Source organism: Streptomyces sp. NPDC096311 (genome assembly GCF_044763085.1).
GTDB lineage: Bacteria > Actinomycetota > Actinomycetes > Streptomycetales > Streptomycetaceae > Streptomyces.
In genome coordinates this window covers 1-13,841 of the sequence record NZ_JBIWFN010000003.1, presented here as the reverse complement: position 1 = coordinate 13,841, position 13,841 = coordinate 1, and the positions used below count along the sequence as shown (strand labels likewise).

Below are 13,841 nucleotides of genomic sequence, written 5' to 3'. Positions count from 1 at the left end.
GCAAGGGGCACCCGGTGGCGCCGTGACCGTGCTCCCGGTACTGCTCGGGCGGGCCTCAGTCCTCGCCGTAGCGCGGGTCCACCGTTTCCGGTGTCAGCCCCAGCAGCTCCGCGACCTGCTCCACGACGACCTCGTGCACCAGCGCCGCGCGCTCGTCGCGGCCCTTGGTGCGGATCTCGACCGGGCGACGGTAGACGACCACGCGCGCGGGATGGCCCTCGTGCGCCGGGATCGTGCCCCCCAGAGGCACCGCCTCGTCGCTCCAGGCCTCGCCGGAGCCGTCGAGGCGGGGCACTTCGAGGACCATGAAGTCGATGTCGGCGAGTTGGGGCCAGCGCCGCTCCAGCCGCTCCACGGAGTCCTGCACCAGGTCCGCGAAGACCTCGGCGCGGCTCGCGGCGAGCGGCACCTGGGGCGGCGCCACGGGGCCGCGCATGCCCCTTCCGTGGCGATCACGGCGGCGGGGCCCGGGTGCGGCGGCGGTGGGCTGTACAGGGGTGTCCATCACTGACGAAGAGTAGTCCCCACGCGGTCCGCGTGCCGGGCCCCCACGCGGCTGCCCGCAGCCCGGGTCAGGAAGCCCGGCGCATGTTCCGGATGTCGCAGGATGACCATTCCAGCCAAGCTTGGGCTCGATTCCGTATCCCTCCGGGACCGTCGCTCACATGGCAATTGACGTGGTTTGCACCAAGTGGTGACCGGATTCAGGTCTGTTCGGCATCTCGCCGCAGGATGTCGCCCCAGGTCAGGACGGGCGGTCCGAAGGCTTGTGTGGGCGGACTCACAGCACGACACGGTGGGGTGACCTGGGGGAGAGTCGTCGCGGCCCGCTCAAGAGTGCGGTACCGTCCAACGTCGTGAGCCCTGTACGTCGCTGTTCGCGAACCGCTTGCGGCCGCCCCGCCGTCGCGACGCTGACGTACGTCTACGCCGACTCGACCGCGGTCCTCGGCCCGCTCGCCACCTACGCCGAACCCCACTGCTACGACCTGTGCGCCGAGCACTCCGAGCGCCTCACCGCGCCGCGTGGCTGGGAGGTCGTCCGGCTCGCCGACGCCTCCGCTCCCTCCCGCCCCAGCGGTGACGATCTGGAAGCGCTCGCCAACGCGGTGCGCGAGGCGGCCAGGCCGCAGCAGCGCGCCGCCGAGGCCGGTGGCGGCGCCCGCTCGGCGGACCCGATGGAGGTCGCGCGCCGCGGCCACCTACGGGTGCTGCGCTCGCCGGACAACTGAGCGTCCGCCCCCTCCGTATCCAGGGTCGTTCCGGCTGGGCTTCCTCCCTCGGCTCCACCGAATCGTGCGCGCCCATTGACGAGGGCTTGTCGCGGACACGACGATTTCCTCACCCGTGAGAAAACGCTTTCCGCATCGTGGAATCCCCCGCGCGGCGGAATCCGGGGAGGCGCCCGTGTACGTCCAGGAACTGGAACCCGTGGCCGACTCGCTCGGTCTCTCCGCCCTCGTCGCGACCCTGCCCCTCGTGATCGTCCTCGTCCTGCTCGGCGGCGTCCGCATGAAGGCGCACCGGGCCGGGCTCATCGGCCTCCTGGCCGCCTCACTGGTCGCCTGGCTCGCCTACGGCATGCCGGTCGGCCAGACACTCTCCAGCGCCGCCCAGGGAGCCGTCTTCGGCTTCTTCCCCATCCTGTGGATCGTCGTCAACGCCCTGTGGGTGTACCGGATGACCGTCCGCACCCGGCACTTCGACGTCCTGCGCCGCTCGTTCGGGCGACTGTCCGACGACCCGCGCATCCAGGCACTCGTCGTCGCCTTCTGCTTCGGCGCGCTTCTGGAAGCCCTCGCGGGCTTCGGCGCGCCCGTCGCGATCTGCTCGGTGATGCTGGTCGCGCTCGGCTTCGACCCCGTGCGCGCGGCCGTGGTGGCGCTCGTCGCCAACACCGCGCCGGTCGCCTTCGGCGCGATGGGCACACCGGTCGTCACCCTCGCCCAAGTCACCGGCCTGCCACTGGATTCCGTCGCCTCCGTAGTGGGCCGTCAGACCCCGCTGCTGGCCCTCGTCGTGCCCCTTGTGCTCGTCGGACTGGTCGACGGCCGGCGCGGGTTGCGCGAGACCTGGGTGCCCGCCCTGGTGTGCGGAGTCGCTTTCGCCGCCGCCCAGTTCGCCGCCTCGAACTACGTCTCCGCGCAACTCGCCGACATCGGCGCGTCCTTGGCGGGCGCCGCCGCCCTGGTCGCCGTACCGCACGCGCGCAGGCCCGCCGCCGAGCCCGTACGAGCGGCCGTCCTCACCGGCGTACGCGGCGAGGACCTGGACCAGGAGGACCCGCGCCCCGAGGTCGTGCGCGCGTACGCCCCGTACGCGCTGATCGTCGTCATCTTCTCGATCGCGCAGATCCCGGCGGTCAAGGACTGGCTGGCGCACGCGACCCGTACGTACGACTGGCCCTTCCTGGACGTCGTCACCCCCGAGGGCAAGCCGGTCGGGGGCAATGTCCTCACGCTCCCGCTCGTGTCGACCGGCGGCACCCTCGTCCTGCTCGCCGGACTGTGCACGGCCGTCGTACTCGGGGTGCACGCGCGCGTGGCGGCCGAGGAATGGGCGGCGACGGTGCGCGAGTTGAGGTTCGCGATCCTGACCGTGACGTCCGTCCTGGCCCTCGCCTACGTCATGAACCTCTCCGGACAGGCGGCCACGATCGGCCACTACGTGGCGGCGGCCGGAGCGGGGCTCGCCTTCTTGTCACCCGTTCTGGGCTGGTTCGGGGTGGCGGTGTCCGGCTCCGACACCTCGGCGAACGCCCTTTTCGGCGCCCTCCAGGTCAGCGCGGCCCACGAGTCGGGGCTGTCGCCCGAACTGCTCGCCGCCGCCAACAGTTCGGGCGGAGTGCTCGGCAAGATGATCTCGCCGCAGAACCTGACCATCGCGTGTGCGGCGGTCGGGCTCGCGGGCCGTGAGGGCGACCTGCTGCGCAAAGTGCTTCCGTGGAGCGCCGGGCTGCTGTTGATCATGTGTCTGATCGTGCTGGGCCAGAGCTCACCGGTCCTCGACTGGATGCTGCCCTGACGGCCGGATTCGACCCTGTGCGTTACCCCCGGGTGACGGTCGGGGCTCCCAGATGACGGGTGAGCGTCCGATCGGCCCCTTCACGGCGGGCTGTCAGCCGGTACGGGTAGTTTGGGGCGACCGAAGTGGACTTCTGGAAGGTTGGCCGTGACTGCTGATCTGTCGCAGCTCGTGAAGGCGTACGACGTACGCGGGGTGGTCCCGGACCAGTGGGGCGAGTCGATGGCCGAGCTGTTCGGGGCGGCCTTCGTCCAGGTGACCGGAGCGGACGCCATCGTGATCGGGCACGACATGCGGCCGTCGTCGCCCGGCCTGTCGCGCGCCTTCGCACGCGGGGCGGCGGCACGCGGTGTCGACGTGACCGAAATCGGCCTGTGCTCCACCGACCAGCTGTACTACGCGTCCGGTGCGTTCAGCCTGCCGGGCGCCATGTTCACGGCCTCGCACAACCCCGCCCAGTACAACGGCATCAAGATGTGTCGCGCGGGCGCTGCCCCGGTCGGCCAGGACACCGGCCTGGCCGAGATCCGCGAACTCGTGGAGTCCTGGCTCGACTCGGGCCTCCCGGCCTCCGACGCGACACCGGGAACGATCACGCAGCGTGACACGTTGGAGGACTACTCGGCGTACCTCCGCTCGCTCGTCGACCTGACCGACATCCGCCCCCTGAAGGTCGTGGTCGACGCGGGCAACGGCATGGGCGGGCACACGGTGCCGACCGTCTTCGCGGGCCTCCCCCTCGACCTCGTACCCATGTACTTCGAACTGGACGGCACGTTCCCCAACCACGAGGCGAACCCGCTGGACCCGGCGAACATCGTGGACCTCCAGCAGCGCGTGCACGAGGAGAGCGCCGACCTCGGCATCGCGTTCGACGGCGACGCGGACCGCTGCTTCGTCGTCGACGAGAACGGCGACCCGGTCTCCCCGTCCGCGATCACCGCCCTGGTCGCCGCCCGCGAACTCGGCAAGCACGGCGGCGGCACGGTCATCCACAACCTCATCACCTCCTGGTCGGTGCCCGAGGTCGTCCGCGAGCACGGCGGCACCCCGGTCCGCACCCGCGTCGGCCACTCCTTCATCAAGGCCGAGATGGCTCGCTCCGGCGCGATCTTCGGCGGCGAGCACTCCGCGCACTACTACTTCCGTGACTTCTGGAACGCGGACACGGGCATGCTGGCGGCCCTGCACGTCCTCGCCGCCCTCGGCGGCCAGGACGGCCCGCTCTCCCAGCTCGTCGCCGAGTACGACCGCTACGTCGGCTCAGGCGAGATCAACTCCACGGTCGACGACCAGGCGGCCCGCCTCGCCGCGATCAAGGCCGCGTACGAGGGCCGCGAGGGTGTCACCATCGACGAGCTCGACGGTCTGACCGTCACCTTGGACGACTCGTGGTTCAACGTCCGCCCCTCCAACACGGAGCCCCTCCTCCGCCTGAACGCCGAGGCGAAGGACGAGCCGACGATGGCGAAGCTCCGGGACGAGATCCTGCACATCATCAGGGGCTGACCCCCTCCCAGGGTGGCCGTTTGCGCCCGACGGCTGTTCGGCTCCGGGGTGTTCGACTGCGGGTGGGTGGGGGCTGGGCGGCGCGCAGTTCCCCGCGCCCCTGAAGCCTCGGCTCGTCCGGCGTTCGAGGACATGGCCGAAGGCCGAACCCCGCCCACCCCGGCCCGCGCTGCTCAGCCCGTCCGGCGTTCGAGGACGAGGGGCTGAGGGGTCATGCCCCGCTCACCCCGGCCCGCATCTTCAGCCCGTCCGGCGTTTGAGGACGAGCCCTTCGGGCGATGCGGAGGTCCGGGGGCGGAGCCCCTGGCGGGGTGGAAGGGGCGGAGCCCCTGAGGATGGGACGGGTAGGGGCGGCGGGGGCGAAATCACCACGTCCACACACCCCGGCACCCCACCCCCCACAGCGGTACGCTGACCAGGCCGCATCCACCCCGTTCGAAAGGACACCCCATGCCGCTCGAAGCCGGCCTCCTGGAGATCCTCGCCTGCCCGGCCTGCCACGCCCCGCTCAAGGAGCAGGAGAGCGAGTTGCTCTGCACGGGCCAGGACTGCGGCCTCGCCTACCCCGTCCGCGACGGCATCCCCGTACTCCTCGTCGACGAGGCCCGCCGCCCCGGTTAAACACCCCCACCGGCGACACCCACCCCACAGGCGAATTCAGGCGACAGAGGCAACACACCGGCGATCGGGAGGCTGCCGACCCATGCTCGACGAATCGCTGCTCGACGACCCAGAGGCGCTCGCCCGCGCCGACCGTCGCGAGCTGCTCCGGGGCGCCGCGGAGGCCGGCGCCCGTGTGCGTACCGCAGTCCGGCACGCCACGGAAGCCGGCATCGCGGAACTGAAGCCGGACGGCCGCCCGCGCGCCGTCCTGATCGCCGGCCCCGGCCTGGCCGCCACCGGCGTCGCCGAACTGCTCGGCACCCTCGCCGGAGCCAGCTGCCCCATCATCCGACTCACCCCCACCGGCGTCGCCCCCGCGTCCGGCGCCCTCCGCTGGGAACTGCCCGGCTGGGCGGGCCCGGTGGACCTCCTGCTGATCGCCACCCCCGACGGCAGCGAACCAGGCCTCGAACTCCTGGTCGAGCAGGCATATCGGCGCGGCTGCTCCGTCGTGGCGGTGGCCCCTGCCGGCACCCCGATCGTGGAGGAGGTGCAGGGCACGCACGGCCTGTTCGTACCGATGGCGACCGCCCCGTACGAGCCGGCCGAACCCCTCGCGGCCTCCGCCCCCGGCGTCCTGTGGGCCCTGCTCACCCCGTTGCTCGTGCTGCTGGACCGCACCGGTCTGGTCTCCGCCCCGCCCGAGGCGCTGGAGAAGGTCGCCGACCGCCTCGACCGCGTCGCCGAACGCTGCGGCCCGGCCATCGCGCCCTACAGCAACCCGGCCAAGACGCTCGCCGCCGAGCTCGCCGAAGCCCTCCCGGTGATCTGGACGGAAGGCACCTCCGCGGGCCCCGCGGGCCGCCGCTTCACCGCCGCGCTCGCGGAACTGGCCGGACGCCCCGCCGTCACCGCGGAACTCCCCGAGGCGCTCGCCGCCCACAACGTGCTGCTCTCGGGCGCACTCGCCGCCGGCGCCGACCCCGACGACTTCTTCCGCGACCGCGTGGAAGAGGCCCAGGTTCTGCACGCGCGCGTGGTGCTCCTGCGTGACCGCCCGGCCGGCGGCCTCACCGCCGCCCCGGCCGCCCGCGAACTCGCCCTCAGCCACGACACCGCTCTCAGCGAGCTCGAACCGGAGGAGGGCCCCGAACTGGAGACCCTCGCGGAACTGATCGCCGTCACGGATTTCGCTGCCGTTTACCTGGCGCTCGCTTCAGGGGCCTGATCTTGTAGCCAGGCATCCCGGATCGGCCTCGGCCGACCCGGGACTCTCGACCAGCGCAGCGCACCTACGGAGAGAACGACACACATGGACCGCCTCGAAAACACCGTTCGCCCCTACGCCTGGGGCTCGACCACCGCCATCCCGCGGCTGCTCGGCGTCGAGCCGACCGGTGAACCGCAGGCGGAGATGTGGATGGGCGCCCACCCGGGCGCCCCCTCCCGCACGGCGCGCGGTCCCCTCGACGAGGTCATCGGCGAGGGCCCCGAGAAGGAACTCGGCCGCGCGGCCGTCGCCAAGTTCGGCCCCCGCCTGCCGTTCCTGTTCAAGATCCTCGCCGCGGGCTCGCCTCTCTCCCTCCAGGTGCACCCCAACCTCGAACAGGCGAAGGAGGGGTACGAGGACGAGGAGCTCCGCGGCATCCCGATATCCGCCGCGCACCGCAACTACAAGGACGCCAACCACAAGCCCGAACTGATCTGCGCCCTCACCGAGTTCGACGGCCTGTGTGGCTTCCGGGGCCCCGACGAGACCGCCGAACTGCTCGCCGGTCTGGACGTCGACTCCCTCAAGCCGTACGTCGACCTCCTGCACGCCCACCCGGAGGAGGCGGCGCTGCGCGAGGTCCTGACGGCGGTGCTGAGCGCGGACCCCGACGACATGGCCCACACGGTCACCGAGGCCGCGGCCGCCTGCGCCCGTCTCGGCGGCGCCTACGCCCCCTACGCCGACCTCGCCCACCACTACCCGGGCGACCCCGGCGTGATCGCCGCGATGCTCCTCAACTACGTCCAGCTCCAGCCCGGCGAGGCGCTGTTCCTCGGCGCCGGCGTCCCGCACGCCTATCTGAACGGCCTCGGCGTCGAAATCATGGCCAACAGCGACAACGTCCTGCGCTGCGGCCTGACCCCCAAGCACGTCGACGTCCCCGAACTCCTGCGCGTCGTCCGCTTCGAGGCGAGCGACCCCGGCGTCCTGCGCCCGGAAGCGTCCCCCGACGGCGAGGAGGTCTACGCGACCCCCATCGACGAGTTCCGCCTCTCCCGGTACGCCCTCGCGGAGGGCGCCGCCCCGCACGACCTCACGCGCGACACCCCGCAGATCCTGCTCTGCACGTCGGGTTCCGTACGCGCCGACGGCAACACGCTCGCCCCCGGCGAGTCGGTCTTCGTACCGGCGAGCGAAAAGGCGGAGGTGTCCGGGTCCGGCACGATCTTCCGTGCGACAGTGGTGGCCTGACGAGGCGACTGTGGCGGCCAGACGTACCGCCGTCGGACCGGGCTGCAACAATGGCCCACCGCAAAGGGCGGGCAAAGCCCGGACCGGCGTACGAGCGTACGAACGGGGCCCGGACGGCGTACGAAGGGACAGCAGGAGCACATGAGCGCTTCAGGCGGCACCAGGGCGATCGTGGCGGCACTCGGCGCCAATCTCGCGATCGCGGCATCGAAGTTCGTGGCGTTCGCCTTCAGCGGCTCGTCCTCGATGCTCGCCGAGGGCGTCCACTCGCTCGCCGACTCCGGCAACCAGGCCCTGCTCCTGATCGGCGGCAAGAAGGCCCAGCGCGAGGCGACCCCCCAACACCCCTTCGGCTACGGCCGCGAGCGCTACATCTACGCCTTCCTCGTCTCGATCGTCCTCTTCTCGGTCGGCGGCATGTTCGCCGTCTACGAGGGCTACGAGAAGATCAAGCACCCGCACGAGATCGAGCACTGGTACTGGCCGGTGGGCGTCCTGGTGTTCGCGGTCATCGCCGAGGGCTTCTCCTTCCGTACGGCCATCAAGGAATCCAACGAACTGCGCGGCACGCACTCCTGGTCGCAGTTCATCCGCCGCGCCAAGGCCCCCGAGCTGCCGGTCGTCCTCCTGGAGGACTTCGGCGCGCTCATCGGTCTGGTCCTCGCCCTCGGCGGCGTCGGCCTCGCCCTGCTCACGGACGACGGCGTCTGGGACGGCATCGGCACGCTGTGCATCGGCATCCTGCTCATCCTGATCGCGCTGGTCCTCGCCGCCGAGACCAAGTCCCTCCTGCTGGGCGAGGCCGCCGGCGTCGAAGAGGTCAAGAAGATCGAGGCCTCCATCGTCGACGGCCACACGGTCACCGGCATCATCCACATGCGCACGCTCCACCTCGGCCCGGAGGAGCTCCTGGTCGCCGCGAAGATCGCCGTCCAGCACGACGACACGGCCGCCGAGGTCGCCACCGCGATCAACGCCGCCGAGTCCCGCATCCGCGCCGCCGTCCCGATCGCCCGCGTGATCTACCTGGAACCGGACATCTACAGCGAGGCGGCGGCCGCAAAGGGACCGAATCCCGAAGCGACCCCCGGGGGCCCCGCCCAGACACCTTCCGAGCACTGACCCACCCGGCACCGACCCCCTGGCACTCACCGTCCGGAACGACCGTTGGCCGGAGCCGGACTGGGGCAGCCCGGGGCGACCGGTGTAGCTTGGGGGCTGAGCCAGACGTCGCTGCTGATGGCGGTCGGGCGGTCCCACCGCGGACCGGCCGAGGGAGAGAGGGCCTCCGACGGACTGCGCTGCGCGCACCAGGCACTCCTGTGCCCTGCTGCGGGGCACGTCCGTGCCCTGCTCGGGCATGCGTATGCCCCGCGCCGCGCAGACAGCCGTATTCACCTCGCCCCAATCCAGACCCCGAGGAGCAGCTCGCAATGACGACTGTCGACAACCGACAGGACTTCAAGGTCGCCGACCTCTCCCTGGCCGAGTTCGGCCGCAAGGAGATCACCCTCGCCGAGCACGAGATGCCCGGCCTGATGTCGATCCGCAAGGAGTACGCCGCCACGCAGCCCCTCGCGGGCGCCCGCGTCACCGGCTCCCTGCACATGACGGTGCAGACCGCCGTCCTCATCGAGACCCTCGTCGCCCTCGGCGCCGAGGTCCGCTGGGCCTCCTGCAACATCTTCTCCACCCAGGACCACGCCGCCGCCGCCATCGCCGTCGGCCCGAACGGCACGCCCGACAACCCGCAGGGCGTCCCGGTCTTCGCCTGGAAGGGCGAGACCCTGGAGGAGTACTGGTGGTGCACGGAGCAGGCTCTGACCTGGCCGAACACCCCCACCGGCGGCCCGAACATGATCCTGGACGACGGCGGTGACGCCACCCTCCTCGTCCACAAGGGCGTCGAGTACGAGAAGGACGGCAAGGTCCCGTCCGTCGACACCGCCGAGTCCGAGGAGCACCGCTTCATCCTCGAACTCCTGCACCGCACCATCACCGACGGCTCGCAGAAGTGGACCCAGCTCGCCTCGGAGATCCGCGGCGTGACCGAGGAGACCACGACCGGCGTCCACCGTCTCTACGAGATGCACCGCGACGGCACCCTCCTGTTCCCGGCGATCAACGTGAACGACGCCGTCACCAAGTCGAAGTTCGACAACAAGTACGGCTGCCGCCACTCCCTGATCGACGGCATCAACCGCGCCACCGATGTCCTCATCGGTGGCAAGACCGCAGTCGTCCTCGGCTACGGCGACGTGGGCAAGGGCTGCGCGGAGTCCCTGCGCGGCCAGGGCGCCCGGGTGATCATCACCGAGATCGACCCGATCTGCGCCCTGCAGGCGGCGATGGACGGTTACCAGGTCACGACCCTCGATGAGGTCGTCGACAAGGGCGACATCTTCGTCACCACGACCGGCAACAAGGACATCATCATGGCCTCGGACATGGCCAAGATGAAGCACCAGGCGATCGTCGGCAACATCGGTCACTTCGACAACGAGATCGACATGGCCGGCCTCGCGAAGATCCCGGGCATCGTCAAGGACGAGGTCAAGCCGCAGGTTCACACCTGGAAGTTCCCCGACGGCAAGGTGATCATCGTCCTGTCCGAGGGCCGCTTGCTGAACCTGGGCAACGCCACCGGCCACCCCTCGTTCGTGATGTCCAACTCGTTCGCGGACCAGACCCTGGCCCAGATCGAGCTGTTCACCAAGCCCGACGAGTACCCGACCGACGTCTACGTGCTGCCCAAGCACCTCGACGAGAAGGTCGCCCGCCTCCACCTCGACGCCCTCGGCGTCAAGCTCACCACGCTCCGCCCGGAGCAGGCCGCGTACATCGGCGTAGAGGTCGAGGGCCCGTACAAGTCGGACCACTACCGCTACTGAGCACCCCGCCGAGCAGCGATACCACCGCTCGGCGTACGGATGTCAGCAGGCCCCCGCCCCCGTGGCGGGGGCCTGTCCCCGATGAGGACCTGAACGCCCATGCCCCGCGGTCGTTATTCGCTCCATGATCCGCACGATCACACCCCCCTCGCCGAAGAACACTTCCACTGCGCGCCCGGCCCCTCCGGCTGGCGCTACGTCTCGCAGCTGACCACCCCCTCCGGCGACCATGCCGGCTCGGTCGACCTTGCCCTCGACGAGCTCGGCCGCCCCATCCGTCTCGAACTGCACGCCGCGAGCTGGCAGGTCCGTGGCGCCGCCCTCGACGGCGTGACCTGGGTCCGCACCGATCCCACAGGCACCGAGGCCACCGAAGGCAATGTCCGCGCCCACGCCTTCACCGGCACATCCCCCGCCTTCCTCGTCGCCACCGCCCGCCTCCTGCGCCTCACCCCCGATGCCTCCGCAACCCGCGTACGCCTCGTCGCCTTCACCGACCCGGTCCTCGCCCCGCGCACCGTCGACCAGTCCTGGGCCTTGATCTCGAGAGAAACACACGCCACTGACAACGGCCCCCTGACCGTGGACGAATACCAGGTCACAGCCCTGGACACGGGGGAGCAGCACGCCGTACACATCGCGGGAGACGTGGTCCTGGCGGCGCCCGGCGTGGAGCTCGAGCACCTCGAATCCCCGCCGTCGGTCTTCGCCTGACGACGCCGGGACACCGTTCGGAGCGGGTTCAGGCGGGCGGCGCGAACCCGGTCGACGGGCGTTCGACCGGCTCGTCCCGCGATGCCGCGGGCGGCGGCGCCTGCTGCGCCGGCGCTGCCGGCCCCTCCGAGGCCGGGGACGCCGAGGGATAGAGGTCCCGCGCCGACGCGGAGGGCGAGGCGGCACCGCCCTGCGGATAGACCTCCGGATAGGCCTGCGGATAGGAGTGCGCGCCTGGCTGCCCCAGGACAGGGCCGCCGCCCGCGCCAGGCATCCCGGCGATGAACCCACCCGGGCCACCGGGCCCCGCCGGAGCGCTCCCGCCGCCGAAGGCCCGCCGAGCGTCCCGCGCCTGCCGTTCCTGCACCACCGCCGCCAGATAGGCGGCTGCCGGCACCCCCTGCGGCGCCGGAGCCCCCGTACGGGAGGCCAGATCGGACGCGAGCCGCTCCGCGATCGCCCCGCCGACCTGAGGGTCCAGCTGCCGCATCCGCGTCAGGTACTGACGAATGGCCAGCCACAGGCCGTCCGGCACGGCCGACAGATCAAGACCGGAGAACCGCCCCGCCAGCCAGGGCGGCGGCGGAGGCACGAAGGCCGTATGCCCGACGGGAATCCGCTCCCGCACGACGAGGGTCCCCGCGAACACATCACCGAGCCGCCGCCCCCGAGCCGACACGAGCGAAGCGATGCACGCGATGATCCCGAACGTCATCAGAATCTCGACCACACCGATCGCACCACGCACCAAGGCGTGCCGGAACCGGATCGGCCCTCCATCGTCCCGCACCACCCGCAGCCCGAAAGCCAGCTTCCCCAGCGAGCGGCCGTGGCTCAGCGTCTCCACCGCGATCGGGCCGCCCACCAGCAGCAGAACGAAACTCGCGATCGACACCGCGATCCGCGCCGCATCGTCCAAGGCCGCCGTCGCGGCCAGCAGGCCGATGGTGACGATCAGATAGGCGGTCATCGACACGGCCAGATCGAGCAGCACGGCCAGCGCCCGGCTCGGCAGTTTCGCGGGGCGCAGCTCCAGCGCCACCGCCTCGCCCGTCACTAGCTCACTCACACTCGCCGTCCTTCCCCTGACCTGCCCTGAGAACGGCCAGTCTGCCAAGCTGAGGGCACATTGCGCCGCAGTACGACAAGCTGACACGCAGTACGAGAGGACGAGGAGCAGCAGAACCGATGGACCTCGACGTCTTCGTGTCCGCCCACCGCGCCGAGTGGGACCGTCTCGACGCCCTGCTGCGCCGCCAACGCCGGCTCACCGGAGCCGAGGCCGACGAACTCGTCGCCTTGTATCAACGTACGGCCACGCACCTCTCCCTGATCCAGTCCAGCGCGCCGGATCCGCAGCTCACCGGTCGGCTGAGCCAACTGGTGGCACGCGCGCGTGGTGCAGTGACGGGCAACCGCCGCGCCTCCTGGCGCGATGTCACCCGCTTCCTCACGCAGGGTTTCCCGGCGGCGGTGTACCGCTCACGCCACTGGTGGGTCCCCACGGCGCTCCTGTCGACCCTGGTCGGCGTAGTCCTGGGGTGGTGGATAGGCACGCACCCCGAAGTCCAGTCCTCGATCGCGGCCCCCAGCCAGCTGCGCCAGCTCACACGCCCCGGCGGCGAGTACGAGACCTACTACTCGAGCCACCCGGCCGCGTCCTTTGCGGCCCAGGTCTGGACGAACAACGCCCAGGCCGCCGCGATGTGCCTGGTCCTGGGCATCTTTCTGGGGCTACCGGTTCTCTGGATCCTCTTCCAGAACATGCTCAACCTCGGCGTGGGCATAGGCCTGATGTCGTCGGCGGGCCGCCTCGACACCTTCCTGGGCCTGATCCTTCCGCACGGCCTCCTGGAACTGACCGCCGTCTTCGTGGCCGCGGGCACCGGTCTGCGACTGGGGTGGACCCTGATAGACCCGGGCCCCCGCTCGCGCCGTACGGCACTCGCCGAGGAGGGCCGCGCCGCTCTCGGCATGGCGATCGGCCTGGCTCTGATCCTCTTCGTCTCGGGCGCCATCGAAGGCTTCGTCACCCCGTCCGGTCTCCCCACCTGGGCCCGTGTCGGCATAGGAATCACCGTTGAACTGGCCTTCCTCGCGTACGTCTATGTCCTGGGCGGTCGCGCGGTACGGGCCGGTGACACCGGTGACGTCGACGAGTCCGAGCGCAGCGCGACTCTTCCGACGGCCGCCTGATGTGCGTTCATCCCCGTTGACCTGCTAGTGTCCTCTTCGCCGCACAGGAGCCGTTGACACGGAGCCGGTGGGGAGGTAGATTCGAACAGTTGCCTAGAGCTGGACAAGTCCAGACGGTGGCAGTTAGGATCTGCCAGCTTCTTGTGAATGCGATTCCCGAGAAGCACCTCCCGATTATTCAGGACTGAGTGGCCGGTAAGGCCGGTCGAAAACTTCTGATAAAGTCGGACTCGCCGAAAGAGAGCCGGAAGGCAATCAAATAGGCAAAGGCCCTCCAACGGCCACTGGAAATGAATTCCGACCGGAAACGGAACGGAAAACGGATCTGGTAAGGTTGGAAACACAGAAGGGAAGCGCCCGGAGGAAAGCCCGAGAGGGTGAGTACAAAGGAAGCGTCCGTTCCTTGAGAACTCAACAGCGTGCCAAAAATCAACGCCAGA

The 13,841-nt window shown here is 70.5% G+C and carries 13 protein-coding genes; 10 read left to right on the top strand and 3 right to left on the bottom strand.

Annotation, left to right across the window (positions count from 1 at the left end):
• Window positions 1-55: 55 nt before the first annotated feature.
• Window positions 56-505, bottom strand: coding sequence for a metallopeptidase family protein (locus ACIRA5_RS08350; RefSeq protein ID WP_352044441.1), 450 nt, complete (start codon window positions 503-505; stop codon window positions 56-58).
• A gap of 352 nt (window positions 506-857) precedes the next feature.
• On the opposite strand from ACIRA5_RS08350, the gene ACIRA5_RS08345 reads away from it, so the two are divergent.
• The 9 genes from ACIRA5_RS08345 (at window position 858) to ACIRA5_RS08305 (ending at window position 11,205) form a co-directional block, all read left to right on the top strand.
• Entirely contained in the window at window positions 858-1,232 is a 375-nt protein-coding gene (locus ACIRA5_RS08345; RefSeq protein ID WP_054229213.1) for a DUF3499 domain-containing protein, read from the top strand.
• A gap of 175 nt (window positions 1,233-1,407) precedes the next feature.
• On the top strand, window positions 1,408-3,024 hold the full coding sequence (locus tag ACIRA5_RS08340) for an L-lactate permease (protein ID WP_403688689.1): 1,617 nt from the start codon (window positions 1,408-1,410) through the stop codon (window positions 3,022-3,024).
• A 147-nt stretch (window positions 3,025-3,171) separates the two neighbouring features.
• A complete protein-coding gene (locus tag ACIRA5_RS08335; RefSeq protein WP_403688686.1) occupies window positions 3,172-4,533 on the top strand; it encodes a phosphomannomutase/phosphoglucomutase in 1,362 nt (453 codons plus the stop codon).
• Between the two features lie 450 nt (window positions 4,534-4,983).
• Window positions 4,984-5,154: a Trm112 family protein gene (locus tag ACIRA5_RS08330; RefSeq protein WP_075027380.1), complete on the top strand. Its 171-nt coding sequence runs from the start codon at window positions 4,984-4,986 to the stop codon at window positions 5,152-5,154.
• A gap of 82 nt (window positions 5,155-5,236) precedes the next feature.
• Complete coding sequence (locus tag ACIRA5_RS08325; RefSeq protein ID WP_352044443.1) at window positions 5,237-6,364, top strand: SIS domain-containing protein; 1,128 nt, start codon at window positions 5,237-5,239, stop codon at window positions 6,362-6,364.
• Between the two features lie 84 nt (window positions 6,365-6,448).
• Window positions 6,449-7,600: a mannose-6-phosphate isomerase, class I gene (manA, locus tag ACIRA5_RS08320; RefSeq protein WP_403688683.1), complete on the top strand. Its 1,152-nt coding sequence runs from the start codon at window positions 6,449-6,451 to the stop codon at window positions 7,598-7,600.
• A gap of 141 nt (window positions 7,601-7,741) precedes the next feature.
• Entirely contained in the window at window positions 7,742-8,722 is a 981-nt protein-coding gene (locus ACIRA5_RS08315) for a cation diffusion facilitator family transporter (protein ID WP_403688681.1), read from the top strand.
• A gap of 311 nt (window positions 8,723-9,033) precedes the next feature.
• Window positions 9,034-10,491: an adenosylhomocysteinase gene (gene ahcY, locus ACIRA5_RS08310; RefSeq protein WP_403688678.1), complete on the top strand. Its 1,458-nt coding sequence runs from the start codon at window positions 9,034-9,036 to the stop codon at window positions 10,489-10,491.
• A gap of 99 nt (window positions 10,492-10,590) precedes the next feature.
• The gene (locus ACIRA5_RS08305) at window positions 10,591-11,205 is read left to right on the top strand and encodes a hypothetical protein (RefSeq protein WP_403688676.1); all 615 of its coding nucleotides are present in this window, start codon (window positions 10,591-10,593) and stop codon (window positions 11,203-11,205) included.
• Between the two features lie 28 nt (window positions 11,206-11,233).
• Here ACIRA5_RS08305 and ACIRA5_RS08300 read toward each other — a convergent pair whose 3' ends face one another.
• A complete protein-coding gene (locus ACIRA5_RS08300; RefSeq protein WP_403688675.1) occupies window positions 11,234-12,274 on the bottom strand; it encodes an RDD family protein in 1,041 nt (346 codons plus the stop codon).
• A 119-nt stretch (window positions 12,275-12,393) separates the two neighbouring features.
• Between ACIRA5_RS08300 and ACIRA5_RS08295 the strand changes: the two genes are divergently transcribed.
• Entirely contained in the window at window positions 12,394-13,401 is a 1,008-nt protein-coding gene (locus ACIRA5_RS08295; protein ID WP_403688672.1) for a stage II sporulation protein M, read from the top strand.
• 178 nt (window positions 13,402-13,579) lie between these two features.
• Here the strand turns inward: ACIRA5_RS08295 and ACIRA5_RS08290 are convergent.
• Window positions 13,580-13,841, bottom strand: a 262-nt coding sequence (locus ACIRA5_RS08290; protein ID WP_403688671.1) for a hypothetical protein, incomplete at its 5' end; no start/stop codon positions are given.